Origin of the sequence: Brevibacterium sp. LS14, from assembly GCF_012027885.1 — a bacterium.
Lineage (GTDB): Bacteria > Actinomycetota > Actinomycetes > Actinomycetales > Brevibacteriaceae > Brevibacterium > Brevibacterium casei.
In genome coordinates this window covers 100,612-115,290 of record NZ_SJXG01000038.1, presented here as the reverse complement: position 1 = coordinate 115,290, position 14,679 = coordinate 100,612, and the positions used below count along the sequence as shown (strand labels likewise).

Genomic DNA, 14,679 nt, shown 5'->3' with positions numbered 1-14,679 from the left:
TAGTGTCCCGCGCCGTTGATTCGTTGTAGAAGTCGTCCGATGGAGGTGAGAATCTCGTCGGCGGTCTTGGTCCAGATGAAGGGTTTCGGGTTCTCGTTCCATGCTTTGATCCAGCCGCGGAGGTCTTTCTCCAGTGCTTGCACGCTGCGGTGATCTGAGCGTTGGAGGAGTTCGCGGGTGACTTCGGCGAAGAGCCGCTCGACTTGATTGATCCACGATGAGTACGTCGGCGTGAAGTGCATGTGGAACCGGGGGTGCTTTTCGACCCACGCTGTCACGGCCGGGTGCTTGTGTGTGCCGTAGTTGTCGCAGACAACATGCACATCCAGATGCTCGGGCACGTTCTGATCGATTTTCTGCAGAAACTTCTTGAACTCCACCGCACGGTGTCGGCGATGGGTGGACGCGATCACCGTGCCGTCAGCGACATTCATCGCCGCGAACAGGCTCGTCGTGCCGTGTCGGAAGTAGTCGTGCGTGCGCTTTTCGGGCATGCCCGGCATCATCGGGAACGCGGGCTGTGACCGCGACAGCGCCTGCACTTGAGATTTTTCATCCACCGAAAGAACGACGGCGGATTCGGGCGGGTCGAGGTAGAGGCCGACGATGTCGTAGACCTTCTCCACGAACAGCGGGTCGTTAGAGAGCTTGAATCCGTCCGCCTGGTGAGGTCTCAAACCGAACGCCTTCCATACCCGTCCGATCGTGGACTTCGACAGTCCGGTGCGCTCGGCCATCTTCGCCCGCGACCAATGCGTCGCGTTCGCGGGCGTCGACTCCAGCGTCGCGACCACGACATCCTCGACCTGCTCCGCAGTGATCGTCGCCGGGCGCCCCGGGCGAGGATCATCAACGAGACCGTCCAGACGGGCCTCCACGAACCGAGAGCGCCACTTCGTCACCGTGGGATCCGAGCAACCCACCAACGCGGCCACGTCCTTGTTCGACATGCCATCCCCACACGCCAACACGATCCGCGAGCGCAACGCGAGCGCCTGAGACGACTTACGACGCCGAGTCCAGCGCTCAAGCTGCTCCCGCTCCTCATCCGTCAGGATCAGTTCGGCCTTGGGTCGTCCAGTTCGCGCCATACTCCAATCCTACAACTTACAGACCGAATTTAAGGCGCAGGACACTAGGAGCTCGCTCGCCCCCGTCGTGACGACGAGGTTGTCGGTGCCCACGCCGAGGCGGTCGGCGAGCTCCCGGCGCAGCGCCGCCGCCGCGTCGTCGGGGTAGGCGGCGGGGGCGACGGCGTGGGCGGCCATCGTCTCGAGCACGGCCGGCAGCGGCGGCAGGTGGTTCTCGTTCGAGGAGAGCTTGTACGGGGTGAGACCGGGCACCTCTGCCGGCGGTTTGCCCGGGATGTAGGGCGGGAACGTCGTCAGGGCGGAGCGCAGACGCGGCAGGCCGGGGGCAGCCTCGGCCGAGGGTGAGGTGTCGGTCATGCACTCATGATCGCACAGCGCTCACCACGGCTTGTCCGGGGTCGTGCGTCCGCCGTTGCCGCCGGGTCCCTGCTGCTGTTCGCGGTTGGAGTCCTCGCCGCGCTGGCGCAGCTCCTCACGCTTCTTCTCCTCCTCGGTCATCTCGCCCGAGTCGTCCTTCTGCTCCTCGCTGCCCTGATCGTCCTGGTTCTGGTCGCCGGAGCCCTGCTGGTCGTCGGTGTTCTGCTGGTCGTCGCCGTTCTGCTCGTCATCGCCCTGAGACCCCTGGGAGTCGTCGCCGGATCCGCTGTCCTGGCTCTGGCCGCCGTCCTTCTTCTCCTGGACGCGTTCGCTGGCCTCGTCGCTCTTCTGCTGGGTCTCGCTCTGATCCGGCCGGCACTCCTCGGGAGCGTCGGCGAGCGTGGCCAGCGCCTGGTCGTAGAGTTCTCCGGACTTCTTCTCGTCCTGGCCTGCGACCTGGTCGGCGAGCTTCTCGTAGACGAAGGAGAGGTTGATCCGCACCGCGCACTCGTCCCGCGGCGGGGTGAGGTCGAGCGCGGTCTCGAGGTCCTCCTGCGCGGGTTCGAAGTCACCGACGGCGGCCTTCGCGGTGCCCCGGTTGTAGTAGCCGATGTGGCGTTCGAGCGGGCTGAGCGCAAGGAAGACGGTCGCTGCCTTCTGGGCTCCGGGGAAGTCGTTGGAGTCGTAGCGGACCTGCGATGCCGCACCGAAGTAGACGGTCGTCGCGATATAGGCGAAGGCGAGACCGAGCGCCGTGCCGAGGAGGAGGTTGATCTTCGTGAGCAGACGCAGGCGCGTCCACAGGCGGGTGAGTCGCCTCATCGTCGTCCTCCGCTCTCCGGACGCGAGGGAGCACCGACCGGCATCGGGCGGCGGGGGTCCCCGTGTGGCGGTCCGGTGCGCGGTGGCGGTCCGGAACCCGGTGGGGGACCGAAGGGCCGCGGGGGTCCGCCGGGCAGCGGCGGCCCGGGCAGCGGCGGACCCGACATCGGCGGGGGCGCGGCTGCACGGCGACCGCCTCGGCGCGGGGGCATGATCGCCCGCAGGCGGACGAACTGCCGGAAGGCGAAGATCATCTCCACGGCGATCCACGCGAAGACGAGCGCGAGCGGGATCCAGTAGTACTCGTCGACGGTGACGCGCCCGTCCTTGCGCACGAGCTGCTGATCGTAGGTCGGTGCGGTGTAGACCGAGGACATCGGGGCGCTGCCGTCGCGCAGGTGGTAGGGGACGCCGAGGTCGGAGCTCAACTGCCTGAGGTTCGCCTCGTCGATCGTCGAGATCCCGAGGTTGCCCTCGGCGTCGCGGATGTACTCATCGTCCGAGGACGAGCCGGAGTCGAGGCCGCCGCCGTCCTGGCCGGAGCTGTCCTGATCCCAGGGGTCCTGGTCGGTGCCGCCGGGGAATCCGCCGGAGCCGAAGGGCTGGGACTCCTTCATCTTCCCGCCCGCGGTCGTGCCGTAGCCGAACACGGCGCCGGAGTCGATGCGGGAGGCGAAGGAGGTCCACGAGTCCGGCTGACCGGGCGCCGTCTGCTCTCCGTCGCCGAAGTAGAAGACGAGGGTCTTGTTGCCCGGCCGGTCCTCCTCGTTCGAATCCATCCGGGCCTTGAGCTCGTCACCGGCCTCGGTGATCGACGAGCCGTTCGAATTGAGCGAGTACTCCGGGGTGAGCACGTCGACCGCCGAGGCGAAGGCCGCGTGGTCGGTTGTCAGGGGCATCGCCGTCGAGGCGGTCGAGGCGAAGGTGATGATGCTCAGGCGCGCGCCCGGCAGCTGCTCCGCGAGCGCGAGCATGTCCTCCTTGACCCCGTCGATGCGCGGGGTGGTCCCGTTGTAGTCCTCGGCGGCCATCGACGTCGTCGTGTCGACGAGGAAGTAGACGTCGGCGGCGGTCTCGTACTCCTCGGTCGTCGACTCGGTGGTGACGCCCGGGCGGGCGAGGGCGAGGGCGAGGACGGCGACGACGCCGATGCGCGCGAACCACTTCCACTTCGGGCCCCGGCCGCGGATGAGGGGGATGAGGCACACGGCGAGGAGGACGGCGACGATGACGGCCGTGCCGATCCATCCGAGCAGCGGGTCGAAGGTCATGATCGCACCCTCCACGCGAGGACGAAGACGCCGATGAGTCCGAACGCGGCGATGAGCAGGGGAGCGGCGGGCATGTCGTGGACGATCGTGTACGAGCGACCCGGAGTGTTCTGCGCCTCCTGGCTCTGGATCTCCGAGACGATGCGGTCGATCGTCGTCGCCGAACCCATGTCGAACTGCTTGCCGCCGGTCCGATCGGAGACGGACCTGAGCTCCTGGGTCTGGGTGGTTGCGAGGATCGACGGCGGGGAGAGGCTGTAGATCCGGACGTTCGCCTCCACGGCGATGTCGGCGGCCTCGTTGAGCTCGAACAGGGGCTCACCGGCGAGCATGTTGTCGGTGGCGAAGACGATCGAGCGCGACCGGTCCTCGTCCTTGCGGTCGAAGTTGTCGATGCAGGACACGAGTCCGTCGCCGATGAGCGAGGACCCGCCGATGTTCGGCGGCGAGGTCGACCATGAGTAGTCGGTGCCCTCCGAGCCCCACGTCCGGAACCCCTGCTCGGCGTCCTCGAGGTAGTTCTGCACCATGTCGTAGTCATCGGTGAGCGGGAACGCGGAGACCGCGGTCGCATTGAACACGGTCATGCCGATGCGCTCGCCGTCGAAGCGCTCGACGAGCTCCTGGTAGGCGGCCAGCAGGTCGGCGTCGTAGCCGAGCATCGAGCCGGAGACGTCGAGGCAGAGCATGACGTCGCGCAGCTTCTTCTCCGGGTTGACGGTCTCGATCCAGGCGGGCCGGGCGACTCCGGCGAGCGCCCCGAGTCCGGTGAGGGCGATGACGCCGAGGAAGGCGGCGGTGAGCGTCATCTTCCTCCGCATCGCACGGCGGAACCCGGGAAGGCTCGTCATCCGTGCGCTGTGGGCGACGGGCAGGGAGGAGACCGTGCGGCGCGGACGCCGGAAGACGACGACGGCGAGTGCGGCGAGGACGAGGAGCGCGAGCGCGAGCCACCAGAACATCAGGACCATCGCGCCACCAGCTTCCTCGCCTCGGCGATCTGGGCACGCAGGTCCTCGGCCCCGTCCTCGGCGAACTCGGCGGTGTAGAGCCCGCGCAGGGAATCGGCGAGGTCGTCGAGGCCGGCGACCGCGGCATCGCGGTACGTCAGATGCTCCGAGCGCACGCCCCACGCGTCGCGGGCGAACTCGCGGACGATCTTCGCCAGCGTCCGCGCGCCCTCGCGGACGTCGGTCTCACCGGCGGCGAGATCCGCCTCGACGTCGGCGATGCGGGTCATGTACGTGCTGCGGACGGGGATCGGGATCCGCGGCTGCGCCTTCGCCGTGGCGCCGGCGGCCGCGCGCAGGAGCGGGGCGAAGAGGTTGACGAGCGCTGCGAGGAGGACGATCGCGGCGGCGACGTACCACCACACCGAGATCTGCAGCGGACCCATGAGCTCAACGGGACCCACGACGGTGCCTCCAGAGCAGGGAATGCAGGCTGCCGAGCGCCTGCTCGGGCTCGGACACCTCGGTGTGGGCGATCCCGAGCTTCGAGAGCAGGTCGGTGCGGTGCTGACGGCGCTCCGCCTCGGCGACGATGAACTCCGCCTGCACCCGGGGGTCAGCCATGACCGAGGACGGCAGGCCGACGTCGGCGCGGGCGACGTCGAAGGGGGCGGCGGCGGGGCCGAGACGCGCGAGGTCGGCGTCGGTGATGGTGATCCAGAGGATCTCGTGCTGGGCGCGCAGGCGCCTGATCGTCGCCTCCGCCTCGGGGCCGAGCGGCGCCTGGTCGGAGATGACGACGATGAGCATCCGGTGGGTGATGTGCCCGGCGATCCACTGCAGCTGCGCGTCGATCGACCCGTCGGTCGTCCCTCCGGCCTCGGCGAGGATCTGCTGGAGGAGGTGCTCGAGGTGGGCCTCGCTGCCCTTGCGCGGGGAGGCCAGCGTGTGCTCGGCGTCGCCGTGGATGAGCATGACGTCGTCACCGTGGCGCACGGCGAGGTAGCCGGTCATCCCGGCCATGAGGATTGCGAGCTGCCGTTTGTCCGCCCCCGCCGAGGTGACGGCGTCGAAGCCGCGGGAGGTGTCGACGACGAGGGCGAGGATGTGGCGACGGTGGGCGACGTAGCGCTTGACGAGCGGATCCGCATGGCGGGCCGTGGCCTTCCAGTCGATGTCGCGGATCTCGTCACCGGGGATGTAGTCGCGCAGGTCGTCGAAGTCGAGGCTGTGGCCGTGGAAGACCGAGGAGTAGTCCCCGTCGAGGAGACGGCGCGTGCGCCGGTGGGCGTGGATGGTCATCCGCGCCTTGATCCGATTGAGCAGAGCAGTCATCAGGGCACCTGGTCACGGGGTCGGCACTGCCATGAGGAGGGCATCGACGACCTGGGCGCTCGTGATGTTCTCCGCGGCGGCCTCGAAGTTGAGCTGGATGCGGTGAGCGAGGACGCGGTGGGCGAGATCCTTGATGTCCTCGGGGATGACGTAGTTGCGCCCGCGGATCATCGCCAGCGCCCGCCCGGCGTTGGTGAAGGCGATCGAGGCGCGGGGGCTGGCCCCGTACTCGATGTAGGGGGCGAGGCGACCGAGGTACTTCTGCGTGTTGCGCGTGGCGTGGACGAGTTCGACGAGGTAACGAGTGATCGAGGGGTCGATGTAGATGGTGCGCGCGTAGCGCTGCATCGTCATGACGTCCTCGAGCGTGCACGAGGCCGCGGGCACGGAGTCCTTGTCGAAGACACCGGAGTCGAGGCGGGCGAGGATCTCGACCTCTTCGTTCGGGCTCGGGTGGGTGAGGAGATCCTTGATCATGAAGCGGTCGAGCTGGGCTTCGGGCAGCTGGTAGGTGCCCTCCTGCTCGATGGGGTTCTGGGTGGCCATGACGAGGAAGGGCCTGGGCAGGTCGAAGCGCTGTCCGCCGATCGTCGTCTGCCGCTCCTGCATCGCCTCGAGCATCGCCGACTGCGTCTTCGCCGAGGAGCGGTTGATCTCGTCGAGGAGGACGATGTTGGCGTGGACGGGACCGAGGACGGTGTTGAAGGAGCCTTCGCGGGCGTTGTAGATCTGCGAGCCGATGATGTCCGCCGGCAGCAGGTCGGGGGTGCACTGGATGCGGGAGAACTTCCCGTCGACGGCGTTGGCGAGGGCAGCGGCCGCCGTGGTCTTCGCGAGTCCGGGGACGCTCTCGAGGAGGAGGTGGCCGCCGGAGAGGAGGCCGATGAGCAGGGACTCGCGGAGTCGCTGCTGCCCGACGACGAAGTGGTCGAGATACGATTCGAGCCCGCTGAGGAGGGACTTCGCGTGGGCGATCTCCTGCGTGTTGGCCGGTGCCGTTGCCGTCATGCGCGTGCTGCTCTCTCGTGGTCGTCGTTGCTGTCGGTACCCAGCATAGGAGCGGACCCTGACACGTGACTGGGTGTTCTCGTGTCAGTACCGACACATAGTGTGAAGGTCCGGACGCAGTCGTCGACACGCCGGGCAACACGCCCACAAGGAATGAATTTTTCCTGTGGACAACGGTGGATAACCCAGCCCGGATCCCGACCCCGAATCGCTGTCTCGCCCGGAGTCGCGCGTGTCCGCGCTGGTGATCGAACTACACCGTTGTCGTTCACAGCCTGTGGACGACTGTGGAGGACTTCGGGCACAGGGTGTGGACGGTGCTAATCACACTGGTGTAACACTGGATATAGGGGTAGGCTCGTACCCGAACACAACATCTAGTGGTCATCGCCGGTCGCCTTGACAGTGATCCCTCCCACTCGGGAGGCCGCGTCGCCGGCATGGCCCACCCATCGGAAACACCCATCCAGCACAGAGACGAGGAGTCGCCATGATCACCGTGTACACCAAGCCCGCTTGTGTCCAGTGCAACGCCACCTACCGTGCGCTCGACGCCAAGGGACTGAAGTACACCACGGTCGACCTCAGCGTCGACGAGAACGCCCTCGACGTCGTCAAGGCCATGGGCTACATGCAGGCGCCGGTCGTCGTCACCGACAGCGACCACTGGTCGGGCTTCCGCCCCGACAAGATCGCCGCCCTCGCCGGCCAGCAGACGGCGGCCACCGTCGTGGCCTGAGATGCTCGTCGTCTACTACTCCAGCTCGTCCGAGTACACCCACCGCTTCGTGGGCAAGCTCGATCATCCCTCCCGCCGTCTGCCGCTGCTGACGAAGGATGAGACGCTGCTGGTCGACGAGCCGTTCGTGCTCGTCACCCCCACCTACGGTGCCGGTCCCAACCGCGGGGCCGTGCCCAAACAGGTGATCAAGTTCCTCAACATCGAATCGAACCGCCGGCACCTCGTCGGCGTCATCGGCGCCGGAAACACGAACTTCGGAGCCGAATACTGCAAGGCGGCGATCAAGGTCGCCGCGAAATGCCACGTTCCCCTGCTGTACCGCGTCGAACTCCTCGGCACCCCCGAGGAGGTCGCGGATGTGAACCTAGGATTGGACAAACTGTGCGAGAGCTCGCTGAAGACCGCAATGTAGAGGACATCATCCGCGAAGAGACGGACCTCGACTACCATGCGCTCAATGCCATGCTGAATCTCTACGACATGGACGGGCGGATCCAGTTCGAGCGGGACAAACAGGCTGCGCGCCAGTACTTCCTTCAGCACGTCAACAACAACACGGTCTTCTTCCACGATCTCAAGGAGAAGCTCGACTACCTCGTTGAGAAGGACTACTACGAGCCGGAGGTCTTGGAGCAGTACTCCTTCGACTTCATCGAGTCCCTGTCGAAGCGCGCGTACTCGCACAAGTTCCGCTTCCAGACGTTCCTCGGCGCGTTCAAGTTCTACACCTCGTACACGCTCAAGACCTTCGACGGCAAGCGCTACCTCGAGCGCTTCGAGGACCGCGTCGTCATGGTCGCCCTCTTCCTCGCCCGCGGGGACGAGACGCTCGCGACGCAGCTCGTCGACGAGATCATCACCGGCCGCTTCCAGCCGGCCACCCCGACCTTCCTCAACGCCGGGAAGAAGCAGCGCGGCGAGCTCGTCTCGTGCTTCCTCCTGCGCATCGAGGACAACATGGAGTCGATCGGCCGCTCGATCAACTCGGCCCTGCAGCTGTCCAAGCGCGGCGGCGGCGTGGCCTTCAGCCTGACGAACATCCGCGAGTCCGGTGCTCCGATCAAGAAGATCGAGAACCAGTCCTCGGGTGTCATCCCCGTGATGAAGCTGCTCGAGGACTCCTTCTCCTACGCCAACCAGCTCGGTGCGCGTCAGGGCGCGGGCGCGGTCTACATCCACGCCCACCACCCGGACATCTACAGCTTCCTCGACACCAAGCGAGAGAACGCGGATGAGAAGATCCGGATCAAGACCCTCTCGCTCGGCGTCGTCATCCCCGACATCACGTTCGAGCTCGCCAAGCGCAACGAGGACATGTACCTCTTCAGCCCCTACGACGTCGAACGCGTCTACGGGATCCCGTTCTCCGACGTCGACGTCACGGAGAAGTACGAGGAGATGGTCGACAACGCCTCGATCCGGAAGAAGAAGATCAACGCCCGCGAGTTCTTCCAGACGCTCGCGGAGATCCAGTTCGAGTCCGGCTACCCGTACATCATGTTCGAGGACACGGTGAACCGGGCGAACCCGATCGACGGCAAGATCATCATGTCGAACCTCTGCTCGGAGATCCTCCAGGTCTCCGAACCGTCGAAGTACGACGAGGATCTGGGCTACGACGTCGTCGGCAAGGACATCTCGTGCAACCTCGGGTCGCTCAACATCGCCCTGACGATGGACTCCGAGGACTTCGGGCGCACCGTCGAGACCGCGATCCGCGGACTCACCGCCGTCGCCGAGACCTCGGACATCCAGTCGGTGCCCTCGATCGCCCGAGGCAACGACATGTCGCACGCGATCGGGCTCGGCCAGATGAACCTCCACGGCTACCTCGCCCGTGAGCACGTCTACTACGGCTCCGACGAGGGCCTCGACTTCACGAACATGTACTTCTACACCGTCGCCTACCACTGCGTGCGGGCGTCGATGGAGATCGCGAAGGAGCGCGGCTCTGCGTTCGCCGGCTTCGAGCGTTCGAAGTACGCGACCGGTGAGTACTTCGACAAGTACATCGATGAGACATGGGAGCCGCGGACGGCGCGGGTCGCCGAGCTCTTCGCCGAGGCGGGCGTGCACATCCCCACCCAGGACGACTGGCGTGAGCTCAAGGCAGCGGTCGCCGAGCACGGCATCTACAACCAGAACCTCCAGGCCGTGCCGCCGACCGGGTCGATCTCCTACATCAACAACTCGACCTCGTCGATCCACCCGGTGGCCTCGAAGATCGAGATCCGCAAGGAGGGCAAGATCGGGCGCGTCTACTACCCGGCTCCCTTCATGGACAACGACAACCTCGAGTACTACCAGGACGCCTACGAGATCGGCTACGAGAAGATCATCGACACGTACGCCGAGGCGACGAAGCACGTCGACCAGGGCCTGTCCCTGACGCTGTTCTTCATGGACACCGCGACGACGCGCGACATCAACAAGGCACAGATCTACGCGTGGCGCAAGGGCATCAAGACGATCTACTACATCCGCCTGCGTCAGCTCGCGCTGCAGGGCACCGAGGTCGACGGCTGCGTCTCGTGCATGCTGTGACGCCGACCGACCGCTGACACCCCGCTGAACTGACGAACTAAGAAGAGAGAACACCTCCGTGGAAAACCTCACCCTGGCCTCACACGTCGACGCCATCAACTGGAACCGCGTCGTCGATCCGGTCGACGACGACGTCTGGGACCGCCTCACCGGCAACTTCTGGCTGCCGGAGAAGGTGCCGCTGAGCAACGACGTCCCCTCGTGGGCGACGCTGACCGATGAGGAGAAGATGCTGACGATGCGCGTCTTCACCGGGCTGACCCTGCTCGACACGATCCAGGGCACGGTCGGCGCGATCTCGCTCATCCCCGATGCGGTGACCCCGCACGAGGAGGCCGTGCTCACGAACATCGCCTTCATGGAGAGCGTCCACGCGAAGTCGTACTCGTCGATCTTCTCGACCCTGACCTCGACGAAGGAGATCGACGAGGCGTTCCGCTGGTCGCGGGAGAACACGTACCTGCAGCAGAAGGCCGACATCATCCTCAGCTACTACCGGGGTGATGATCCGCTCAAGCGCAAGGTCGCCTCGACGCTGCTCGAGTCGTTCCTCTTCTATTCCGGGTTCTACCTGCCGATGTACTGGTCGTCGCATGCGAAGCTGACGAACACCGCCGACCTCATCCGCCTCATCATCCGCGATGAGGCCGTCCATGGGTACTACATCGGCTACAAGTACCAGCGGGGACTCGAGTCGCAGACCGCGGAGCGCCGTCAGGAGCTCAAGGACTACACGATGAACCTCCTCTTCGAGCTCTACGAGAACGAGGTCTCCTACACCCACGAGCTCTACGATTCGGTGGGACTGGCCGAGGACTGCAAGAAGTTCCTCCACTACAACGCGAACAAGGCGCTGATGAACCTCGGCTACGAGGCGATGTTCCCCAAGGAGGTCACGGACGTCAACCCGGCGATCCTCGCGGCGCTCTCGCCCAACAGCGATGAGAACCACGACTTCTTCTCCGGCTCCGGGTCGTCCTACGTCATCGGCAAGGCCGAGAACACCCAGGACGAGGACTGGGACTTCTGAGTCGCTGACCCTCACAGCAGCGCGCTGCCGACTGGCGGCCCGGTCGATCGACCGGGCCGCCTCTGCTTTCTCCTTGACATGCGCGCCCACGCGGTTACGATCACGAGTACCCCCATGGCCGTCCCGTCTCAAGGAGGAATCGTGAACTCAGTGCAGTCGTTCAGCGAAGTGCCCGAGCCGGACCGGATGGAGCAGGCACAGGACCTCGACGACCCCGAGGGCGTCGTCGGCACGGAGCCCACGGGTGAGGACGCGCAGCCGACCGGATCGTTCCCCGCGGTCCGCGAGGCCGATGGCGCCGATGTGGCCGAACAGTCCGTCGAGGTCGGCCTCGACGACGAGGACCACCCTCAGACGTGAGCCGATTCAGTCGGTGATTCTTCGGCGTCCCGGGCTCGGCGTGCCGAGGCGACATCGTCGACGATGACGGCGATGTGGCGCACGCTCGTGATGAGCGCCCCGTAGAGCGGCCATGCCCGCTGCGGCAGCTCCTCACCGTCCGAGAGCTCCGCGGAGAGCTCGTCGAGGCGGGCGTGGATGGGAGCGACCTCGGCGTCGGGGTCGGCGACCGCCCGGCCGGCGTCGCCGACGATCGCAGCCCAGCGCTCGCGGAAGGTCTCGTCCCAGTCGCCGTCATCGTAGGTCGCTGCGTGGAGAGTGCGCGCAAGGTGGCGGACGTGGGAGACCCCTTCGTCGAGACGCTGGAGGATGTTCTCATAGCTGAGCTCGGCGACCTCCGAGGGCTCGTCGTCGTGCCGACGCAGCACCCGCCGCAGCGACCGCAGTCGGGTCCGGGGATTCGCCCGCCTGGACTCACTCGCCAGGTGTACCGTCTGCCACGCGGCGGAGAGTTCACCGCTCATCGATTCCGTCTCCGCGAACCAGACCCCAGCCCGATCAGTGTCCCAGGACACGGCGAATTCATCACCCATGTTCTCCAGCACCTCGCCGATGCGCCGGTTGACGCTGTCGATGTGCTCCGCCGCCTGCTGGTCGCGCATCGGTGGGACGATGAGGAAGTTCACCCCCACACCGACTCCGACGCCGATCGCGAGCTCGACGATGCGTTCGAGGAGGAACGGCTCCTGACTGTCGAATCCGCTGCCGAGGACGAAGATCGCCGTCGTCGCGATCGCGATGCCCTCCTCCCGGATCCACGGAAGACGGGCGAGGAGGACCCCGACGAGGAGGGCGAAGCCGAACGTCCAGAGGCTCACCCCGAGCCAGTTGCCGATGACGAAGGACATCGCGACCCCGGCGACCGAGGCGACCATCGTCTGCGCTCCGCGTGCGACCGAGCGGTGGATCGTCGCATGGACGGTGAGGAGTGCGGCCCACGGGGCGAGGAACGGCATCTGCGAGTCGAGGACGGCCACCGAAAGCCACCACCCGAGAGTGGCGGCGATGACCGTCTTGGCGACTTGGATGAGATCCGTGACCGTCTCGGGCCGTCGGAGGCGGTCGAGGATCGTTGCGAGAGAGGGTGTCACTAGGGTCGTCCTCGCTTCCTGGAAAGGGATTCTCGTGCCGGTCGAGACGAGTCGTGCGCTCGCCCGAAAAGACAAGGTACCTGTTCATTTTCGGGGACGCAAAGACGCCCGGATCATGATCCTCGAACAAGGAGGCACATGATCCGGGCGTCGTGGTCGGTGCCGGGGGAGCGGGCGCACTGCGTCAGACCCGGCAGTGCGCTGCTCCGCTCCGGCGGAGGCTGCGCTCAGGCAGCCAGCGGCGTGGTCTCACGCAGCGCCGAACCGGTGAACAGGACGGTGCGGCCGGTGGCGTCACTGATCGTGACCTCCCCGTGCTCCGTGCTGATCTGCGGGTCGATGAGGCCGGCATGCTCGACGGCACGCTGGACCCACTGTGGGAACTCAGACATGGGTTCCCCTCCTTTCTGTCGACGACAGGACAGGCAACGACGCCTGGGCCCTGTCGTGTGGTTGATGCGGCGATGGGTGGTCGCCGGTGCTCGGCGATGGGTGGTCGCCGGAAGACGGCAGGATTCCTGCAACGGTCGTCGTCGCATTCTCCTGCGGGGTTCACCGTGATGCGGGTCGATCCCGACGGTGACGGGACTGCACTGCGAAGAGACACGGTGTCCGTGGTGGTTCGTCTCGGTCGGCGGCCGTCATGATCGGCCTGCCGTCTCCGTCGTCGCCCGGCCGATGCATGCCAGGGCGGTCACGGACGCTTCGAGCGCAAGTGACCAGAGTAGACCCTCCAAGCGTCGGGAGTCAAAACGACGCCTCAGCTCAGCGTGCGATGCCGTTTCCGCAGACGCCCCCAGAGCAGGATCGCTGCGATGAGGAGGACGACACCCCCGCCGAGGAGGACGAACGGCAGCACCCCGCCCCACGGAACCGAGGTCTCATTCCCGGCTGCCTCGGCAGACGGCGCGGCATCGGCGTCGGCGGTCCCGCCGGCGTCGCTGCCGCTGCCCGAGGCCGTGGCCGTCGGACTCGGCGTCGCCGCCGGTCCGACCGGCACCGTGGCCAGCGTCTCCGGGTTCGTCTGTGCGAAGTCCCATTCGAGGAGGTCGACGGCGGCCTGCCGGGAGTTGTTCTCCGACCCGAGCAGCGCGGAGACGACCCGTCTGCCGTCGCGTTCGGCCACGGCGATGTAGGAGCCCTTCGCGGCCTTCGTGTACCCGTTCTTCAGCCCGAGGCCGCCCTCGACCTGACCGACGACCTTCGTGTGGTTCTGGATCTCGTAGCCCTTGAACTTCTCCTTCGTCTCCGGGTTCGTCCCACCCGGGAACTTATACGTCTGCGTGCCGATGATCTCCATCAGCCGCTCGTTCTCGGTCACCGCCCAGGCGAGCTTCATCATGTCGGAGACCGTCGTGTACTGGTCGGGGTCGTCGAGGCCGGTGGTGTTGGCCGCGCGCGTGTTCGTCATCCCCAGCGACTTCGCCTTCTCGTTCATCAGCGCCACGGCCTTCTCCTGCCCGCCGGCGGCCCGACCGAGCGCATTGGCCGCATCGTTGGCGCTCGACATGAGCATCGCGTGGAAGAGGGTGTCGACAGTGTACGAGTTCTTCTGCATGAGCCCGACCTTCGTCCCGTCGATCTCCATGTCCTCGAACGTCGCTTCGACCTTCTGCTCGGGGTCATTGAGGACGTCGACGAGCGCGAGCGCCGTGAGCAGCTTGATCGTCGACGCCGGCGCATGCCGGACATCGATGTTCTCGGCCACCTGCAGCTCCCCGGAGTCGAGGTCCCCGACGAGCCATGCGGTGCCGATCGGTGCCGGTGGCTTCGTTCCGTCGCCGAGGTCGGACCGCGTGACGTAGATCTTCTCCCCCTTCTCGGTCGGCTCGGGCTGAGCATGCGAGGTGCCGGGGGAGAGGACGAGCTGTGTGAGGACGAGGAACAGCGTGAGGATCGCGGCGGTGACGGCGCGCGGGCGCGAGGCGGCAAGGACACGCGGGGCGCAGCGAACGGTCGGAGAAGCAGAGCGCATGCCGACCAGTGTACGGATCCTCGGTGTCGCCGATCCTCAGGTTTCGCATCCCCGAAGCGACGGG

16 protein-coding genes are annotated in these 14,679 nt (G+C 66.4%); 5 read left to right on the top strand and 11 right to left on the bottom strand.

Annotated elements, in window-relative coordinates; all coding sequences use genetic code 11:
* The 8 genes from EZE58_RS06010 to EZE58_RS05975 form a co-directional block, all read right to left on the bottom strand.
* On the bottom strand, positions 1 to 1,091 hold a 1,091-nt coding region (locus EZE58_RS06010), incomplete at its 3' end, for an IS630 family transposase (RefSeq protein ID WP_009376884.1).
* 9 nt (positions 1,092 to 1,100) lie between these two features.
* Positions 1,101 to 1,448, bottom strand: coding sequence for a hypothetical protein (locus tag EZE58_RS06005; RefSeq protein WP_240941160.1), 348 nt, complete (start codon positions 1,446 to 1,448; stop codon positions 1,101 to 1,103).
* A 21-nt stretch (positions 1,449 to 1,469) separates the two neighbouring features.
* Positions 1,470 to 2,270: a hypothetical protein gene (locus tag EZE58_RS06000; RefSeq protein ID WP_101624899.1), complete on the bottom strand. Its 801-nt coding sequence runs from the start codon at positions 2,268 to 2,270 to the stop codon at positions 1,470 to 1,472.
* On the bottom strand, positions 2,267 to 3,541 hold the full coding sequence (locus tag EZE58_RS05995) for a VWA domain-containing protein (RefSeq protein WP_063249142.1): 1,275 nt from the start codon (positions 3,539 to 3,541) through the stop codon (positions 2,267 to 2,269). Before EZE58_RS05995 ends, EZE58_RS06000 begins: the two co-directional genes overlap by 4 nt.
* Complete coding sequence (locus tag EZE58_RS05990) at positions 3,538 to 4,512, bottom strand: VWA domain-containing protein (protein ID WP_009379522.1); 975 nt, start codon at positions 4,510 to 4,512, stop codon at positions 3,538 to 3,540. The genes EZE58_RS05995 and EZE58_RS05990 overlap by 4 nt, the downstream gene beginning before the upstream one ends.
* Positions 4,503 to 4,955 (bottom strand): hypothetical protein, encoded by a 453-nt coding sequence (locus EZE58_RS05985; protein ID WP_100227494.1) that lies wholly within the window; start codon positions 4,953 to 4,955, stop codon positions 4,503 to 4,505. The genes EZE58_RS05990 and EZE58_RS05985 overlap by 10 nt, the downstream gene beginning before the upstream one ends.
* Positions 4,942 to 5,826 carry a DUF58 domain-containing protein gene (locus EZE58_RS05980; protein WP_009379515.1) on the bottom strand — a complete coding sequence of 295 codons (885 nt, stop codon included), beginning with the start codon at positions 5,824 to 5,826 and terminating at the stop codon, positions 4,942 to 4,944. The genes EZE58_RS05985 and EZE58_RS05980 overlap by 14 nt, the downstream gene beginning before the upstream one ends.
* A 12-nt stretch (positions 5,827 to 5,838) precedes the next feature.
* The gene (locus EZE58_RS05975) at positions 5,839 to 6,834 is read right to left on the bottom strand and encodes an AAA family ATPase (protein WP_009379514.1); all 996 of its coding nucleotides are present in this window, start codon (positions 6,832 to 6,834) and stop codon (positions 5,839 to 5,841) included.
* 490 nt (positions 6,835 to 7,324) lie between these two features.
* Here EZE58_RS05975 and nrdH point away from each other — a divergent pair, with 490 nt between their 5' ends.
* The 5 genes from nrdH (at position 7,325) to EZE58_RS05950 (ending at position 11,510) form a co-directional block, all read left to right on the top strand.
* Complete coding sequence (nrdH, locus tag EZE58_RS05970) at positions 7,325 to 7,573, top strand: glutaredoxin-like protein NrdH (protein ID WP_009379512.1); 249 nt, start codon at positions 7,325 to 7,327, stop codon at positions 7,571 to 7,573.
* Position 7,574: 1 nt separating this feature from the next.
* A complete protein-coding gene (gene nrdI, locus EZE58_RS05965) occupies positions 7,575 to 7,988 on the top strand; it encodes a class Ib ribonucleoside-diphosphate reductase assembly flavoprotein NrdI (protein WP_009379509.1) in 414 nt (137 codons plus the stop codon).
* 5 nt (positions 7,989 to 7,993) lie between these two features.
* Positions 7,994 to 10,120, top strand: coding sequence for a class 1b ribonucleoside-diphosphate reductase subunit alpha (gene nrdE / locus EZE58_RS05960; RefSeq protein ID WP_255248975.1), 2,127 nt, complete (start codon positions 7,994 to 7,996; stop codon positions 10,118 to 10,120).
* Between the two features lie 58 nt (positions 10,121 to 10,178).
* Positions 10,179 to 11,150 carry a class 1b ribonucleoside-diphosphate reductase subunit beta gene (gene nrdF, locus EZE58_RS05955; protein ID WP_009379500.1) on the top strand — a complete coding sequence of 324 codons (972 nt, stop codon included), beginning with the start codon at positions 10,179 to 10,181 and terminating at the stop codon, positions 11,148 to 11,150.
* A 141-nt stretch (positions 11,151 to 11,291) separates the two neighbouring features.
* The gene (locus EZE58_RS05950) at positions 11,292 to 11,510 is read left to right on the top strand and encodes a hypothetical protein (protein WP_009379498.1); all 219 of its coding nucleotides are present in this window, start codon (positions 11,292 to 11,294) and stop codon (positions 11,508 to 11,510) included.
* Here the strand turns inward: EZE58_RS05950 and EZE58_RS05945 are convergent.
* From EZE58_RS05945 to EZE58_RS05935, 3 genes are all read right to left on the bottom strand, one after another.
* Positions 11,501 to 12,640 (bottom strand): aromatic acid exporter family protein, encoded by a 1,140-nt coding sequence (locus EZE58_RS05945; RefSeq protein ID WP_009379496.1) that lies wholly within the window; start codon positions 12,638 to 12,640, stop codon positions 11,501 to 11,503. The genes EZE58_RS05950 and EZE58_RS05945 overlap by 10 nt on opposite strands.
* Before the next feature lie 227 nt (positions 12,641 to 12,867).
* The gene (locus EZE58_RS05940) at positions 12,868 to 13,032 is read right to left on the bottom strand and encodes a hypothetical protein (protein WP_156491127.1); all 165 of its coding nucleotides are present in this window, start codon (positions 13,030 to 13,032) and stop codon (positions 12,868 to 12,870) included.
* A 368-nt stretch (positions 13,033 to 13,400) separates the two neighbouring features.
* Positions 13,401 to 14,615, bottom strand: coding sequence for a serine hydrolase (locus tag EZE58_RS05935; RefSeq protein ID WP_009379494.1), 1,215 nt, complete (start codon positions 14,613 to 14,615; stop codon positions 13,401 to 13,403).
* Positions 14,616 to 14,679: the final 64 nt, after the last annotated feature.

Bases quoted from the DNA above. Each gene is read 5' to 3' on its own strand.
- EZE58_RS06005 (WP_240941160.1), bottom strand. From the start codon at position 1,448: ATGACCGACACCTCACCCTCGGCCGAGGCTGCCCCCGGCCTGCCGCGT.
- EZE58_RS06000 (WP_101624899.1), bottom strand. From the start codon at position 2,270: ATGAGGCGACTCACCCGCCTGTGGACGCGCCTGCGTCTGCTCACGAAG.
- EZE58_RS05995 (WP_063249142.1), bottom strand. From the start codon at position 3,541: ATGACCTTCGACCCGCTGCTCGGATGGATCGGCACGGCCGTCATCGTC.
- EZE58_RS05990 (WP_009379522.1), bottom strand. From the start codon at position 4,512: ATGGTCCTGATGTTCTGGTGGCTCGCGCTCGCGCTCCTCGTCCTCGCC.
- EZE58_RS05980 (WP_009379515.1), bottom strand. From the start codon at position 5,826: ATGACTGCTCTGCTCAATCGGATCAAGGCGCGGATGACCATCCACGCC.
- EZE58_RS05975 (WP_009379514.1), bottom strand. From the start codon at position 6,834: ATGACGGCAACGGCACCGGCCAACACGCAGGAGATCGCCCACGCGAAG.
- nrdH (WP_009379512.1), top strand. From the start codon at position 7,325: ATGATCACCGTGTACACCAAGCCCGCTTGTGTCCAGTGCAACGCCACC.
- nrdI (WP_009379509.1), top strand. From the start codon at position 7,575: ATGCTCGTCGTCTACTACTCCAGCTCGTCCGAGTACACCCACCGCTTC.
- EZE58_RS05940 (WP_156491127.1), bottom strand. From the start codon at position 13,032: ATGTCTGAGTTCCCACAGTGGGTCCAGCGTGCCGTCGAGCATGCCGGC.
- EZE58_RS05935 (WP_009379494.1), bottom strand. From the start codon at position 14,615: ATGCGCTCTGCTTCTCCGACCGTTCGCTGCGCCCCGCGTGTCCTTGCC.